This is a genomic window from Glutamicibacter sp. NPDC087673, from assembly GCF_044743255.1.
Taxonomy (GTDB): Bacteria; Actinomycetota; Actinomycetes; order Actinomycetales; family Micrococcaceae; genus Glutamicibacter.
The window spans coordinates 511,753-526,786 of the sequence record NZ_JBIUWB010000001.1; the positions used below are offsets into that span (position 1 = coordinate 511,753).

Annotated in this window: 14 protein-coding genes; 7 read left to right on the top strand and 7 right to left on the bottom strand. The window is 64.1% G+C overall.

What is annotated here, in order from left to right; all coding sequences use genetic code 11:
• Nucleotides 1-25 precede the first annotated feature (25 nt).
• The gene (locus ACIOTL_RS02420; RefSeq protein WP_400341614.1) at nucleotides 26-676 is read right to left on the bottom strand and encodes a LysE family translocator; all 651 of its coding nucleotides are present in this window, start codon (nucleotides 674-676) and stop codon (nucleotides 26-28) included.
• Between the two features lie 67 nt (nucleotides 677-743).
• Between ACIOTL_RS02420 and ACIOTL_RS02425 the strand changes: the two genes are divergently transcribed.
• The gene (locus ACIOTL_RS02425) at nucleotides 744-1,235 is read left to right on the top strand and encodes an Lrp/AsnC family transcriptional regulator (RefSeq protein ID WP_332727784.1); all 492 of its coding nucleotides are present in this window, start codon (nucleotides 744-746) and stop codon (nucleotides 1,233-1,235) included.
• A 15-nt stretch (nucleotides 1,236-1,250) separates the two neighbouring features.
• On the opposite strand, the gene ACIOTL_RS02430 is transcribed toward ACIOTL_RS02425, so the two are convergent.
• Both ACIOTL_RS02430 and ACIOTL_RS02435 read right to left on the bottom strand, forming a co-directional pair.
• Nucleotides 1,251-2,474 (bottom strand): amidohydrolase family protein, encoded by a 1,224-nt coding sequence (locus tag ACIOTL_RS02430; protein WP_400341616.1) that lies wholly within the window; start codon nucleotides 2,472-2,474, stop codon nucleotides 1,251-1,253.
• Nucleotides 2,475-2,599: 125 nt separating this feature from the next.
• Nucleotides 2,600-3,064 carry an acyl-CoA dehydrogenase family protein gene (locus tag ACIOTL_RS02435; protein ID WP_400341618.1) on the bottom strand — a complete coding sequence of 155 codons (465 nt, stop codon included), beginning with the start codon at nucleotides 3,062-3,064 and terminating at the stop codon, nucleotides 2,600-2,602.
• Here ACIOTL_RS02435 and ACIOTL_RS02440 point away from each other — a divergent pair.
• Nucleotides 2,963-3,838: an aldehyde dehydrogenase family protein gene (locus ACIOTL_RS02440; protein WP_400341620.1), complete on the top strand. Its 876-nt coding sequence runs from the start codon at nucleotides 2,963-2,965 to the stop codon at nucleotides 3,836-3,838. The two genes, ACIOTL_RS02435 and ACIOTL_RS02440, sit on opposite strands and share 102 nt — an antisense overlap.
• Before the next feature lie 65 nt (nucleotides 3,839-3,903).
• Here ACIOTL_RS02440 and ACIOTL_RS02445 read toward each other — a convergent pair whose 3' ends face one another.
• Entirely contained in the window at nucleotides 3,904-5,478 is a 1,575-nt protein-coding gene (locus ACIOTL_RS02445) for a PucR family transcriptional regulator (RefSeq protein WP_400341621.1), read from the bottom strand.
• A 244-nt stretch (nucleotides 5,479-5,722) separates the two neighbouring features.
• Here ACIOTL_RS02445 and ACIOTL_RS02450 point away from each other — a divergent pair, with 244 nt between their 5' ends.
• The 5 genes from ACIOTL_RS02450 to speB are packed head-to-tail and all read left to right on the top strand — an operon-like array spanning nucleotide 5,723 to nucleotide 10,981.
• Complete coding sequence (locus ACIOTL_RS02450; RefSeq protein WP_400341622.1) at nucleotides 5,723-5,911, top strand: hypothetical protein; 189 nt, start codon at nucleotides 5,723-5,725, stop codon at nucleotides 5,909-5,911.
• Between the two features lie 49 nt (nucleotides 5,912-5,960).
• On the top strand, nucleotides 5,961-7,394 hold the full coding sequence (locus ACIOTL_RS02455) for a purine-cytosine permease family protein (protein ID WP_400341624.1): 1,434 nt from the start codon (nucleotides 5,961-5,963) through the stop codon (nucleotides 7,392-7,394).
• A 13-nt stretch (nucleotides 7,395-7,407) separates the two neighbouring features.
• Nucleotides 7,408-8,421, top strand: coding sequence for an alcohol dehydrogenase catalytic domain-containing protein (locus tag ACIOTL_RS02460; RefSeq protein WP_400341626.1), 1,014 nt, complete (start codon nucleotides 7,408-7,410; stop codon nucleotides 8,419-8,421).
• Between the two features lie 34 nt (nucleotides 8,422-8,455).
• Entirely contained in the window at nucleotides 8,456-10,000 is a 1,545-nt protein-coding gene (locus ACIOTL_RS02465) for an aldehyde dehydrogenase family protein (RefSeq protein WP_400341628.1), read from the top strand.
• 30 nt (nucleotides 10,001-10,030) lie between these two features.
• A complete protein-coding gene (gene speB, locus ACIOTL_RS02470; protein ID WP_400341630.1) occupies nucleotides 10,031-10,981 on the top strand; it encodes an agmatinase in 951 nt (316 codons plus the stop codon).
• Between the two features lie 75 nt (nucleotides 10,982-11,056).
• On the opposite strand, the gene ACIOTL_RS02475 is transcribed toward speB, so the two are convergent.
• From ACIOTL_RS02475 to ACIOTL_RS02485, 3 genes are all read right to left on the bottom strand, one after another.
• Nucleotides 11,057-12,550, bottom strand: coding sequence for a PLP-dependent aminotransferase family protein (locus tag ACIOTL_RS02475; RefSeq protein WP_400341631.1), 1,494 nt, complete (start codon nucleotides 12,548-12,550; stop codon nucleotides 11,057-11,059).
• A gap of 116 nt (nucleotides 12,551-12,666) precedes the next feature.
• Nucleotides 12,667-13,944, bottom strand: a complete 1,278-nt coding sequence (locus tag ACIOTL_RS02480) for an MFS transporter (protein WP_400341633.1) — start codon at nucleotides 13,942-13,944, stop codon at nucleotides 12,667-12,669.
• On the bottom strand, nucleotides 13,941-15,011 hold the full coding sequence (locus ACIOTL_RS02485; protein ID WP_400341635.1) for a sugar phosphate isomerase/epimerase family protein: 1,071 nt from the start codon (nucleotides 15,009-15,011) through the stop codon (nucleotides 13,941-13,943). The genes ACIOTL_RS02480 and ACIOTL_RS02485 overlap by 4 nt, the downstream gene beginning before the upstream one ends.
• Nucleotides 15,012-15,034: the final 23 nt, after the last annotated feature.

The following is a 15,034-nucleotide window of genomic DNA, read 5'->3' on the forward strand; positions in this document are numbered from 1 at the left end:
ATGAGCGCCCTATCGATTTCGTGGTTTACCGGTGCCATCCGGCAATCGGATCAGCCAGCCCCAGCACCGCGGCAGCTAGCAGTCCGAGGGCAATTGCCACCAAGGATACCCCGCCGGCCAAGGTCACGATGCGGCCGGCGGATGGCGATCGATGCACGCCGGAGAACCGGATGACCGTGATGGCCCCGGCCCACCACAGACCGGCCCCGAGGACCACCGTTGCGCAAAGCAACGCGGTCCGGACTGAGGCGCCTTCGGCTTGCCCGATGAACTGCGGCAGGATGGCAGCGAAGAACAGCAGTGCCTTGGGGTTGGTTGCATTGGTGAGCAGCCCGCGGGCGTAGCCGCTCCGGGCCTGTGGGGTCTGGGCCGGCACGGTGCTGTCCGCCCGAGGCAACCCGGCGCGCAGCATGCTGGCCCCCATCCACAGCAGCACCACGGCACCCAGAATCTGGGCGGCGGCCATGGCCCCTGGCGCCAAAATCAGCAGCGCGGTCAACCCGGCCACCGCCAGCAGCGCATGCATCATCAGCCCGGTGACTACTCCTGCAGCCATGGACACGCCTTGCTGGACCGAGCGCGTGGCCGCCTGCACCACCAGGGCCAGGTCGGGGCCGGGCACTGCCAACGCCACCAATAGCGCCAGGGCAAATGCCACCCATGATTCGATCCCCATGCCATCTCTCCAGCCTCAACTGCTATTCCAGATTCAGACTAGGGGTCAAATTCGCTAGAATCAGTCCATGAGTGACTCAGAAATGAAATCAATCAAATCTCCCGAATTGGATTCGGTAGATTGGGCAATACTGGAATTGCTGCAGGTTGATGCCACGATGCCGAACAAGGAGATCGCGGCCGAGGTGGGGGTCGCGCCCAGCACCTGCCTGGAGCGGATCCGGCGCATGCGCCGCAATGGCACCATCGTGGCTACCCGCGCCCATGTACTGCCTAGCCTGCTGGGCAAGGGCGAGCAGGCGTTTTTGGGAATCCAGATCCGTCCGCACGCCCGCGACACTGCCAACGACTTCGTGCAGAAGGCCCTAGCTTTGCCCGAAACCCTGGCGCTGTACAACGTCAGCGGCAGCGAGGACTATCTGGTCCATGTCGCGGTGGCCAACAGCACCGAACTGCAGACACTGATCATCGACAAGTTGCTGGCACTGCCCCAGGTGGCGCACTGCCGCACCCAGCTGATCTTCGGCGAACCGTGGGTGGCATCGCTGCGCCACCGCTAGCGGCAGCGCGTCCGCTCAGTACGGATTCCCGACCGACAGCACTCTCAACCCCTCGGCCACCACGCGACCGTCGTGGATGACCGTGCGGTCGGTGCCCCGGTCCATCACGGTGGAGGAGATAGTCTCGCCATCCACCAGCACCAGGTCGGCGCGGTCTCCAGCAGCCACCCCCGGGCGGTCGGCCACCGAAGCCAGGCGCGGCACCGTGCGGTCCATGATCGAGGCACCGCCCATGGTGGCCACGGCCAGCGCATGCCCGATCAGCTCGTCCTGGCGGAAGCCGTTGACGAAAGCCAGCTGCCAGGTCCGGTCCAGCAGATCGCAGTTCCCGTAGGGGCTCCAGTAGTCGCGCTGCCCGTCCTCGCCCAGGCCGAAGCGCACCCCGGCTCCAACCAGGTCCACCAGCGGCAGATGATTGGAGGTGCTGGGCGCAACGGAAGTCAGCGAGATGTCCAGCTCGGCGAAGGTGTCGATCAGCCGGCGGCTGGCAGCCTCGCTGACGCTGCCCAGCTCGTAGGCATGGGACAGGTTGACCCTGCCCTGCATGCCCAGCGCCCGGGTGCGTTCGGCAATCAGCTCTGCCGAGAAGACGGCGAGCGCACCGGGCTCGTGCAGGTGCACGTCGATATCCAGCTGGTATTTATCGGCCAGCCCGAACACCACGTCGAGGTGGCGGACCGGGTCGCGGTCCAGTGCGCAGGGGTCGATGCCGCCCATGGCATCCGCACCGGCTTCCAGCGCATCCTCCAAATACTTCTCGGTGCCCGGTTCGCGCAGGATCCCGGCCTGCGGGAAGACCATAATCTGCACCTCGGCCTCGTCGGCAAATTTCTCTTTCGCGGCCACCACGGCTTCGTACTTCTCCAGCTTGGCATCCATATCCACCTGGGCGAAGGAACGCACCCGGGTGGTGCCGCGGGCGATCATCCGTTCCAGGGTTCCGGCCACGCGCTCGGGCAAGCTGATTTCGGCATCGCGCCAGTTCTCCCGGTCGTTGCTCATCATTCCCCACACCCCGGGGCGTCCGGTGTGCTCGCGGAAGGGCAAGCCGATGCGCGTGGAATCCAGGTGCACATGCACGTCGGAGAAGGAGGGGATCAGGATGCGCCCGCGGCCATCGACATCGGTGTCCTCCAAGACGCGCTGCGGGTCGTGCGCGCAGATCGCTGAGATCTTGCCGCCCTCGATCAGGATGTCGCTGGGCGAACCGCCCCAGGGGCGGGCATTGCGGATGAGCATGAAATAACAATCCTTTGCCCGCGTATCGAGTTCTCGTACGAGAGTACAGCACTGCCTGGCCTCCGAAGAGGCCAGGCAGTGCCGTGCAGGTCTGGAATTAGCGCGCTTGCGGCTGAGATTCCGCCCTAGCGAGAAGACTGCTTGCGAGTGAAGGCCGAGATTCCGGTGATATCGCGCCCCACGATCAAGGCCTGCATGGAATCGGTGCCTTCGTAGGTCGACACCACTTCCATGTCGGTCAGGTGGCGGGCCACGTGGTTTTCCAGCAGCATTCCGTTGCCGGCCATCATGTCGCGCGCCTCGCGGCACATGGCCAACGCCTTGCGCGAGGTGGTCATCTTGATCAACGAGGCCATCGGTGCGGTCAGCTCGTCCCGTTCCTGCAGCTGCGCCATCCTGGTGCACATCAGCTGCATGCTGGTCAGGTCCGAGAGCATAGTGGCCAGCTTTTCCTGCACCAGCTGATAGCTGGCGATCGGCGCGCCGAATTGCTCGCGCTGCAGTGCATAGAGGCCGGCATTCCTGAGGATGCGTATATCAACCTGCTGGCATCCTCGAAGGACATCGACGCGCTGATCGCATCCAGGCATGTTCAGGGGGTCTCGCTGACCGGCTCGGAGAATGCCGGGGCCGCGGTGGCGGCCCAGGCAGGCAAGCACCTGAAGAAGGTCGTGCTGGAGCTGGGCGGTTCGGACCCGCTTCTGGTGCTCGATAACGGCAACTTGCCGTTGAGCGTAAAGGCCGCGGTCACCGGCCGCTTCGCCAACGCCGGCCAGGCCTGCATCTCATCCAAGCGATTAATCGTGCTGGATGAGGCATATGACGAATTCGCCGATTCCCTCGCCCAGGCGGTCTCCGGCATTGCCTGCGGCGACCCGATGGATCCGAAGACCTTCCTCGGCCCGCTGTATTCGGCGGCGGCAAAGGAGGAAATTCTTGACATTGTCGATGATGCGTTGGCGCAGGGTGCGCAGCTGCTGGTGGGCTCGGCAACCGAACGCACCGGGGATGCTTTCATGGAGCCCATGGTCTTGACCGGAGTCACACCGCAGATGCGCGCATTCCACGAGGAGATCTTTGGGCCGGTCGCGGTGCTGCTCCGCGCGCAGGACACCGATCACGCAGTTGACCTGGCAAATGACAGTCCCTACGGGCTGGGCGCCACGGTCTTCAGCACGGACCTCGATCAGGCACATGCTGTGGCCGATCAGTTGGAAGCCGGCATGGTGGTCATCAACGGCATGGCCGGCAGCCAGCCGGACTTGCCCTTCGGCGGGACCAAGCGCTCTGGCTTCGGCCGCGAGCTGGGGGCCGCGGGAATCATGGAGTTCGCGAACAAGAAACTGATCCGCACCCCGGCGTAGGCCCGGTGCAGGGAGCGGCCGGGTATCGCGGCGGCCGCTCCGGGCTGGCTGCCAGCCAGCGGGAACTACGCTCCGGCCAGCCGGTACAGCGTCAGGGCCAGGTGCAGGGACGTGCGCGTGTCAGCATTTTCCATGTCCAGCCCGAAGCCTTCCTGCAGCCGCCGGATGCGGGCATAGATGCTCGGCCTGCTCAGATGGATCATCCGCGACAGCTCGGCAATGTTCCCGGTGGATTCCAGGTAGGCCTCCACGAATTCCAGCAGTTCCGGTTCCTGCGCCAGCTGCCCGAGCTGGTCCTGCACGAAGGCCGCTCCTTCCGGGGCGGCCACCAGCGACTGGAGGATCCAGCGGAATCCCAGATCATGCGCGCGATAGTACCGCGGCTGGCGCGTCGCCGTGCTGAGTGCCCCGCGGGCCACCCGATAGGCATCCTGGAGGCCCTCCACCGAGGCCTGTTTCAAGGTGCCGCAGCTGTCGGCAACGCCCATGCTCCACCGAGACGGGCCGCATTCGGCCGCGACCAGCTGGTAGGCCTTGCGCAGCACTGCCTCGGCCTGGCCGCTGCCCGGCACGAAGAACATCATGCCGATGGCATCGGACTCCTGGTCTGCGCCGCGGCGCACGATCACCGGCACGGGCAGCTTGCCGAAGGCCCCTCGCAGCCTGCGGACCAGCGAGGCAGGATCGCTGCCGCCGGCCGGGCCCTCAGGGATACACAGGACCGCGGGGACCAGCTCGGAATAGCCGTCGACGCCGAACAGTCGCAAGCGCAGCGCGGCGACCTTTTCCGTCAGGTTCTGGTTGGATCGCATTTCCCCGATGACATCCGCCAGCAATTCCTGGCGCAGTAGTTGCAACTGCTCGGGATTTCCTGCCAGCTTGCCTCCTAGGATGCGCGAGAGCTGGTCCAGGACCACTGCGAAGCCCGCGGGCTCGCGCCGCAACGGGCAGAGAAGGCGGCCCGCCCTCCGGCCATCGACGAAGACCGGATTCTGCACCCACTGCTCCCCGGCCAGTTCGAAGCCTCCGGCTTCCGGGCCCCTGGCCCGCCGGGAGAGCTCGGAGTACTGGTACATCTGCTCGATGCCCAGCCCGCGCTGGAAGAGCACCACGGACAGCTCGTCCTCCAGGACCAACGGCGTGTTCAGCAATTCTGCCGCAGTCAGCAGCAGATCGACGGCCGAGAGCTGTTCGGCCACCGGGGAAGAAAGGAATTCGGCCACCGCCACAGGACCGGTGGCCGCCGAGGCAGAACGCGAGCTCTCGTTGTAGGCCCCGATGATCTCGATGAACCGCGCCCGATCGTCCAGCAGGATGACCGGGAAGTCCATCGGGGCCGCCGCCGCGCGCAATGCCGACTTGGCCACCGTGTCATCGGATAGGAAGGAAAAGACCACCCCGCAGGCTCCGGATCGACGCAAATCCGCGAGAAATGAGCTGGAGTGCTCCACGGAATCAGTCAGGGCCAGGCCCGAGCACAGGATCAGTTCCCCGCCCTCGATGAGCCCTGCCAGATCTGCGGATTCGGCAATGTGGATGCCCCGCACGGGATCGTCCAGCCGGGGTCCTCCGCTGAGGATGTGCGGACGGGATCGATGCAGGGTCGGGCTGTGCAGGAGTCGACGAATCGTCAGTGGCATTTACAGAGTGTAACACCGCTTTCTGGCAAGCAATTACAGTTCAGGTGTTGTCCACATCACGCGACAGGCAGACCATTGAACCACACCAACAACAACGGAATACATCACGTCATGCACGGGTTTACCCAAGCCGTGGAAGGCGCAGCCGCTGACTGCGCCGGACGGGGATGCCGACCTGCCGGACCGCTGCACCGCAGCCACGGTCCCTGCGAGAACAACGAAACATCACAGAGTAGTGGTCATCATGCAAGTTGCAAGTTCACACAATGCCACGGCGGGCGAACGGGAGTTCCTTGCCGAGCGAGACACCGTATGCGAAGAGTTCGCCACGCACGAAGGGCAGCGCCGAAAAGGCCAGTTGAGCCGCGTCGAATACCTCATTGTCGGATTGCTGGTGGTAGCCACCTTCGTGATCACCCTCGTCATCCAATAGCCATCCGTCCGGGAATTCCACGCCCGGGCCCACTTGAAAACGAGTTCACATGGACTACACCACTGAAGCCGAACGAGGCAGGGCGCCGCTGCCGTCAAGCAAGCGCCTCTGGGGATTCTGGGAGTACACCTGGGCCAACGCCGCACTGGCGATTGCCACCTGGGGCTTCCTGATCGGCGGATCACTGGCCCTGGTGATCGACGTCAGGCACGGCCTGCTGGCCATTGTCCTGGGCAACGTGCTTGGCGTGCTGCTCGTCGGCCTGGCGGTTTCCGTCAGCGCCGGCAAGTACGGCACCGAGCAGTACACCTTCATGCGCAGCGTCTTCGGCCACAACGGCAGCCGATTGATCTATGTCGTGGCCATGATCCTGCTGACCGTGGGCTGGCTCGTGGTGCTGGGCATCATGTTCGGCCGGTCCATCGACTCGGCCGTGTCGGTGCTGGCCGACCGGGCCCCGGAGCCCAACGGCTGGCACATCTACCTGATCACCCTGGTCGCGATCGCCATCACTGCGGTGATCGTGGCCAAGGGCCCCACATCCATCAAGGTCTTCAACACCATCGTCGCCCCGGCGCTGTTCCTGGTCATGGGCCTGATGGTCTACATCTTCCTGCGGGATTCCAGCGTCGCGGAGATCCTCTCCCTGCCGGCACTGGACCAGCCCTTCGACTCCAGCGCCGTCAACTTCATGATCGCCGTGGAGATCAACATCGCAGCGGGATTCTCCTGGTGGCCCTATCTGGGCAACCTCTCGCGCATCACCAAGACCGAACGCGTCGCCTTCTGGCCGAATCTGATCGGCATCGGGGCTGCCGCCTCGCTAGGCGAAGCGGTGGGCCTGGTCGGCGCCATCAAGTTCGGCAGCGCGGACCCCACCCAGTGGATGTCCCACGCCGGCGGCATCTGGCTCAGCGCCATCGTGCTGCTCTTCGTCGCCTTCGCCAATGTCACCAGCATGGCCAACATCCTATACACGGCGGTGGTGGGACTACGGCAGATGTTCGGCTCGCTGCTCAAGAAGGCGAGCTGGGAATGGCTGGTCTTCGGCTTCTGCCTGGTCCCCGCGGTGGTGCTGTTCGTGCTGCCCGGGCTCTACGACGGCTTCATGGTCTTCCTGGTCTGGACCGCCGCGCTCTACAGCGCGCTGACCGGAATCATGATCGTGGACTACTTCATCCTGCGCCGCACCCGGGTGGCGCTGCACGACCTGTTCGTGGAAGGCCGGGCCTCGCGCTACTACTTCACCGGCGGGTTCAACCTCGCCTCCATGGCCGCCATGGTTATCGGGTGCGCGGTGTTCACGTTCACCTTCAACCCGCTGACCTTCGAGCACACCGGCTACTTCCGCTACACCACCGCCTCGCTGCTGGCCGCCGTCGCCGCCGGGCTCTTGTACTGGGTGGCCTCCCGCCTGTTCATCCTGCCCCGCGGGCTGGGCGGCTACTCCCCCATCTGTTCAACAACACCAGTCGCCAAATAGGAGCTGAACCACCATGACCAATACCATGCTTGCCGCCTACTACACCGAGGACGACGCTCCGCTGGAGCTTCGCCAGGCAGCCATCCCCGCACCTGGAAAGGGCGAAGTGCTGCTGAAGATGGAGAGCTGCGGCGTCTGCCATACCGATGTGCACTTCTGGAAGGGCGAGGACGAGCTTCCCCGCGAGAAGCCGGCGATCCTGGGCCATGAGGGCGTGGGCACCGTCGCCGCCCAGGGCGAGGGCGTCGACCTGCCCTTGGGCACCCGGGTCGGCGTCGGGTTCGTCTACGAGGCCTGCGGCACCTGCCGCGAATGCCGCCGCGGACTGGAAACCTACTGCCAGAACTCCAAGGCCACCGGCGTCCACGTGGACGGCTGCTTTTCCGAATACGTGATCGCCCCGGCCGATTGGGTATCGCTGATCCCCGAGGAGCTGTCCTCCGCCGAAGCCGCACCCCTGCTGTGCGCCGGGGTCACCGCCTACAGCGCGGTCCGCAAGGCCCAGCTGGAGCCGGGCTCCGTCGTGGTGGTCTTCGGCCTGGGCGGCCTGGGCCAGTACGCCATCCAGTGCGCGGCCCTGTACGGCGCCAAGGTGATCGGCATCGACCTGGATCCGGCCAAGCTGGAAACCGCCAAGGAACTGGGCGCCTACGCGGCCTACACCCCGGGCGACGGTGCCGTAGAAGCGATCCAGGCCCTGGGCGGGGCCGATGCCTGCCTGAGCTTCGCCCCGGCCCCGCAGGTCTTCCGCAGCATGTTCGAATTGGCCGCCCCCACCGCCCGGTTCATCCAGGTGGCACTGCCCAACAAGCCTTTCAGCTTCGCCGCGGCGGAGATCATTGACCTGGGCATCACCATCATCGGCAGCGCCGACGGCACCCGCCTGGAACGCGACCGGGTCCTCGCCCTGGCCAAGGAAGGCAAGATCAAGTCCACCATCAAGACCCTCCCCTTCGCGGACATCAACGACGCCTTCCAGGCACTGGACCAGGGCAAGGCCGAAGGCCGCCTGGTCGTCAACTACTAGAACGCACCCAAGCACGAACCCAATGGAGCACACCATGACTTCGCCAACAAATACCCAACCCGTCGTGAAGACCTTCGAGAACCCGCAGGCCTACCTGGCGGCCTATAACGTCCCGGCCGGGGTACGGGAATTCCTGGCCCGCCAGCATGAGTTGTTCATCGACAACGACTGGAAGCCGGCGTCCGACGGCTCCACCGTTCCGGTGATCGAGCCGGCCACCGGCCAGCAGGTCTCCGCGCTGGCCAGCGCCACCATCGAGGATCTGGAAGAAGCCGTCGCCGCCGCCCGCCGCGCCTTCGAGTCCGGTCAATGGGCCACCCAGACCCCGCTGGCCCGCGAACGCATGCTGCACCGCCTGGCCGACCTGATTGAAGAGAACTTCCAGGAATTGGCAACCCTGGAGTCCATCGACGTGGGCAAGCCGCTGTCCGAAGCAGAGATGGACATCAAGGGCACCCTGGACACCTTCCGCTACTTCGCCGGCTGGGCCACCAAGATCTCCGGACGCAGCGGCGAGCCGGCAGGTTTGGAGGGCAACTACGTGGCCTACACCCGAAAGGAGCCCGTGGGCGTGATCGGCGTGATCGTGCCGTGGAACTTCCCGCTGCAGACCCTGGCCTGGAAGCTCGGTGCGGCGCTGGCCGTGGGTTGCACCACCGTGGTCAAGCCGCCAGAGGTCACCTCGCTGACCACCCTGCGCTTCGCCGAGCTGGCGAAGGAAGCGGGCATCCCCGCCGGCGTGATCAACATCCTCACCGGCAAGGGCTCCACCGTGGGCGCCGCCCTGGCCGCCCACAAGGGCATCGACAAGGTCACCTTCACCGGTTCCACCAGGACCGGCATGTCGGTGGGCCACGCGGCCCTGGAGAACATGACCCGCATGACCCTGGAGCTGGGCGGCAAGTCCGCGGTGCTCGTCTTCGAGGATTGCGATCTGGACAAGGCCGTCGAGGAAGTCGCCTTCGGCATCTTCTTCAATGCCGGCCAGATCTGCGACGCCGGCTCCCGCCTGTACGTGCAGGACTCGATCTACGACGAGTTCATGGGCAAGCTCGTGGAGAACGCCAAGTCCTGGAAGCTGGGCGTGGGCCTGGATCCTGAAACCACCATCGGTCCGCTGGTCTCGCAGGCCCAGTACCGTTCGGTGACCTCCATGATCAAGGCAGGCGTCGAGGAAGGAGCCAACCTGCTGTGCGGCGGCCCGATCGACGACGGGGAAACCAATTTCGTGGCTCCGGCGATCTTCGGCGACTGCACCAACCAGATGACCGTGGTGCGCGAGGAGATCTTCGGCCCGGTCCTAGTGGCCCAGCGCTTCTCCACCCAGGAGGAAGCGCTGGCCCTGGCCAACGACAGCGAATACGGCCTGGCCGCGACCATCTACTCGCAGTCGCTGAACCGCGTCCACCAGCTGTCCAAGCAGCTGAAGGCGGGCTCCGTCTACGTCAACGCGCAGAGCTCCATCGACCCGGCCATGCCGTTCGGCGGCTACAAGAAGTCCGGCTTCGGCCGCGACCTGGGCGCCGAACAGCTCGATGACGTCACCGAAACCAAAACCGTGTGGATCACCCTCCCCTGAGCTGCACAACGAACTAAAAGGAGAACCATCATGGTTGATTTCGCCCCTGTCGGCCCGGTGGCCGCCACCGAGGTCCCGCGCTATGCGGGGTTGGGAACCTTCGCCCGGCTGCCGCAGCTCGGCTCAGTGCCGGACTACGATGTCGCCATCGTCGGAGTGCCCTTCGACGGCGGCACCTCGTTCCGCCCCGGCGCCCGCTTCGGCCCGTCCAATGTACGCGAGGCCTCGCGCCTGCTGCGCCCGGGATTCCACCCCGAGCTGCAGACCACCGCGGTGGAAACCGCGCAGTTCGTGGATGCCGGTGACCTGTCCTGCACCCCGTACGACAATGCGCTGGCCGTGCAGCAGATCCAGGAGCAGGCGACCCGCTTGGTCGCCAAGGACAAGACAGTCATCGCCATCGGCGGCGACCATACCATCGCCCTGCCGATGATCCGTGCGACCTCGGCGGTGCATGGCCCGGTGGCCCTGCTGCACTTCGACGCGCACCTGGATACCTGGGATACCTACTTCGGCGAGGAGGTTACGCACGGCACGATGTTCCGCCGGGCCTTCGAGGAAGGGCTGCTGGTCGAGGACCGCTCCATGCACGTGGGGATCCGCGGCCCGGTCTACGACAAGGACGACTTCATCCGGGATCACGAATTCGGGTTCCAGATCCTGCGGTGCTCGGACATCGACACCCTGGGCATCCCGGCGGTCGTGCAGCGCATCAAGGATCGCATCGGCGATACCCCTGTGTACCTGTCCATCGACATCGACGTGCTGGATCCTGCCTTCGCCCCGGGCACCGGCACCCCGGAGATGGGCGGCCTGCATTCGCGCGAGATCCTGCAGACCCTGCGCGGGCTGAGAGGGCTGAACATCGTCGGCGCCGACGTGGTGGAAGTGGCTCCTGCCTATGACCATGCCGATATCACCTCGCTGGCCGCAGCCACGTTGGTCTTCGAGATGATGTCGCTGCTGACCGCGAACAAGTAACGGGCAGCAATATGCTGGCAGCCGCCTGCTCACCGAACTATCCGGTGAGCAGGCGGCTGCCTCTGCGAGGCAGCACTACCAGCGATGGCCAATATGATGCAGCGCGCGGACCATGTAGCCCACGGCGTCGGGCATGTGCCGCGCCTCGGTAGCCGCGAAGCCGATGAGCAGGGCCGGCGGAGCTGGCTGCTGCAGTACGTAGTCCCCCAGCGCATAGGTGTAGACCCCGCGGTCGGCCAGCTGCGCCGCCAAAAGCTGATCGTCGATTCCCGGCGGCAGTTTGGCGATCAAATGCATCCCCGCGTCCACCGGGCTGGCATGGATGAACGGATCCAACTGCCGGTGCAGTTCTTCCAACAACGCCGCCTGCCGGGCCTCGTAGATTTTCCGGGTGCGTCGGATATGCGAGTTCAGGTGTCCTTCGCGCAGGAAGTCGGCCGTGGCCGCTTGGATCAGTGTGGATGGACTCCGGCCGGTCACGGAGATCGCGGCTCCGAAGGACTGGACCAGGTCCTCGGGCAGCACCGCGTAGCCGACCCGGATGGAGGGGAACATGATTTTGCTGAATGATCCCACATGCACCACGTGCGCGCCGCGATCCAGACCGAACAACGGCGGCAGGTGCGCCCCGCGATAGCGCAGTTCGCTGTCACTGTCATCCTCGATGATCCAGTTGTTGCGCGCATTGGCCCAGGAGATCCACTCCATGCGACGGGCCAGGGAGGTGCGCACAGCCAGGGGGTGCTGGCGGGCGGGAGTCAGGAACATGAGACGGCCAGCCGGGAAGCCTTCCGTTGCGCCCAGGTTCGCACCCTGCTCGTCAATAGGGACGCCGTGCACGGTGCAGCCGTTTGCCAGCATCGCCTTGGCCGCGGCGATGTGTCCCGGGTCCTCCATCCAGACGTGGTCCCCTGGATCGGTCATCAGCAGCATAAGCGCATTGAACGCCTGCTGCGCGCCGGTGGTGATGACGATCTGTTCGGCTGCCGGTGTGATGCCCCGAGAATCGCGCAGGTACTCGGCCACCGCTTCGCGCAGGGGCAGGTAACCCAGCGGCTCGCCATAACCGAGCATGTCGATGGAGCGGCGTTCGCTGTGGCGAGCCACCAGGGTTTTCCAGGTGCGGGCGGGGAACAGGTCGGTCCCGACTTGGCTGGCCACGAAAGTTTCGGAGTCTTCCGGATTCCAGGAGGTCAGCGCCTGCTTGTGCAGCTCGCTGCCGCGGGTTGAGGTGCTCAGTCCTGCGCGCACAGATAGTTCGGGGCGTCGCGACACCGGTGAGAAGCTGAAATCGTTGTGCCATTCGTCGCCCACATAGGTGCCATCGCCAGCTCTGGAGCGCAGGAATCCTTCGCTGGCCAGAGCCTGGAACGCGTTGACCAAGGTAATCCGGGAAACATCGAGCTCGATGCACAGGGTTCGGGTAGAGGGGAGCCTGGTGCCGCCAGGAAGCTGTCCGCTGAGGATCTTGGTGCGGATCTGCGTGTAGATCTGCCGATGCAACGGGCTGTCTCCAGCTCGGTCCAGCCGCAGGTCGCCCAGCAACTTTCCTCCGCTTCCCTTCACCATGGATCCTTCTCCCCCAGTAGCTTCGGACCGCAGGACACGGCCGACGACGGGCCAGCCCCCCAGTATACCTTCGTATTCTGTGGGCCAACCCGCCGTGAAATGCGCTGCCGAGGTCGCTAGACGCCAGTCGTGACCTTTTTCGCCTTCTTAGCGGTCTTGGCCACCAGCATGGCGATCACGCTGCCGATTACTGCCAGCCCGCACATGACCGCGAAGACCAGATGGAATCCGGTGGCTCCCGGGTATGCGTCAAGGATCGCTCCGTAGATCAGGAATCCGAACATGCCCGGTGCATATCCGATGAGACAGGCAACGCCAAAGGCGGTGCCGCTGATCTGATCAGGGATGCCGACCTCATCCATCGGCGCCCAGAAAACACCGCGCATCGAGAACACGATCAACGAGAAGACCAGACAGGCAACCATGGCCGGTACGGTGAATTTCTCGTTCTGTGGCAGGAAGACGATGAGCGCCATGACGGGAAGCAGGGCCAGAAAAGAATAGCTCAGGTACTTGCTGGAGCTCTTGACCTTCTTGTCGGCCAGGTAGCCGCCCAGCGGACCGCCGATGATCTTCAGTCCGTACTGGTTGATAATGCCGAAGATGCCTACCAGAGCCACCGGCAGTCCGTACACGGTAGACAGGTACGGAATGAAGTAGGTCAGCCCCACATAGACGATGTAAACCATGAACACCGTGAAGCTGACCAGCCACAACTGCGGCATGCGCGCAATCAGCTTCAAGGATTCCCTTACGGTCGGCTTGTGCGCCATAGTCTCAGTTGCCGCGGCATCCTGGATGGCCGGCGCAGAATTGCCGCGCAGCAGGAAGAAGAGCAGGATACCGATTACGATATTGATCGAAGAGTAGGCGATGATCGCGGCACGGAATCCAGCGAGGCCCGAGCCCATGGCGATGAAGATTCCCAGGGCCGAGAAGGCCACGATGGTATCGATGACACCGCGGCCACCCTCGAGGAAACCGAACATGCGTCCCTGCTCGTCGCCGTCGCCCAACTGTCTGACGCTCTTAAGCAGCGCTGGCCAGAACAGACAGTCCGAGCACACCGCGAGCAGCGCGAACACAACCATCATCATGTTGAAGTCCGGGAACGAGGCCATGTAGAAGCCGATGGCACCGGCGCCGATCAGGCCTGCACTGATTACGGTGCGGGTCTGGAAGCGGTCAGCCAGGTATCCGCCGACGACAAACAGGGCGGTGGCCACGATCGAGTTGATGCTTAACAGCAGTCCGATTTCGGTGTTGCTCAGCCCGAGGTGCTCCTGCATGGGGACATAGAAAACGTCCTTGAGGTTGGCCAACTTGTAAATGGTGCCGCCGCCCATGATCAGCAGGACGAATTTGCCCCACTTAGCCTTGTTGATCGTTTTCATTGGTAGGTCTCCTGAAGAGTTTCGTTGCGGGCCGTGTCCTCGGACGCCGATTCCAGTCGGCACATGGCAAGTTCACGCAGTTGGGCAAGGACTGTTCGAACATAGGTCAGCTGGTTGACCGCCCACTGCGGCTCTTCAACCAGCATTTCGTCCAAGGTCAGTGAGGCCGGAAGGTCAGTAGTGCTCAGATCGCGGTAGGCGATGAACGGATCTTCCGGGTCATCTGCGCGGCGGAAAGCCGGAGCACGGTAATGGTTTTCCTGCTCTAGGGCGAAGGCGATCAGCTGCGGTTCGTCCTCTCCCAAGAGCAAGAGGTCCATCAGCATGAGCGGGCTCGGCATGTCGTCGTCATCGCTACCTTGCAATACCCCACGGTGGCCGAAGCCTCCATCTTCCGGCATGATCTTGACGCCCTTGAGATGAACTTGGCCGATGTGCGGAGCCAGGTTATTCAGCGCGTCCAACGGGCGCTCGTAGGCGTTGATCATGTTCCCGAAGTCGAACAGTGCATGCAGCCGGGGATGGTTTGCACGTTCCAGGGCTGCTGCGATTTCGAAGCTCTTGAATTCCTCGTGCTGTTCGAAGTAGAATTGCAGGTCGTATTTCTCAGCCAGCACGATCAGGTATTGCAAGTCGCTGTCAACCATGGTGAGAACCTCGGACAGCAGGCCTTCGTAGCGTGAATACACTCGGATGTGCTCGACGTTCAGGATCCGCGCAATGCGCACCACGTCGTCGAGGTCCGTCTTGCGGGTGCTGCTGATTTCCAGATGTACTTTGAGCCCCAGCTGGTGCGCGGTGGCTCCGAACTCCCGAAGCTCCGCGTCGCTGGCCTGCCCCAGGCTGCGCCCTTCGCCATCAAGCAGGTGGATGCAGACACCGTCCAGTTCATGCTCAAAAGCGTAGGTCAGCAGGTCGCTGGGGCGGTAGGTGCCATAAGTGAAATTTCCCAGTAGCGAGTAGGCATGCGCGAACAGAGGAATCGTGTCGATTCGATCGATTAGCTTCTGTGCCAATTGCGGCGTTAGCTCTGGAATCTGCTTCTGTTCGGCGGCATTTAGATTCATTGACAGGATCTTTGCGAATCGAG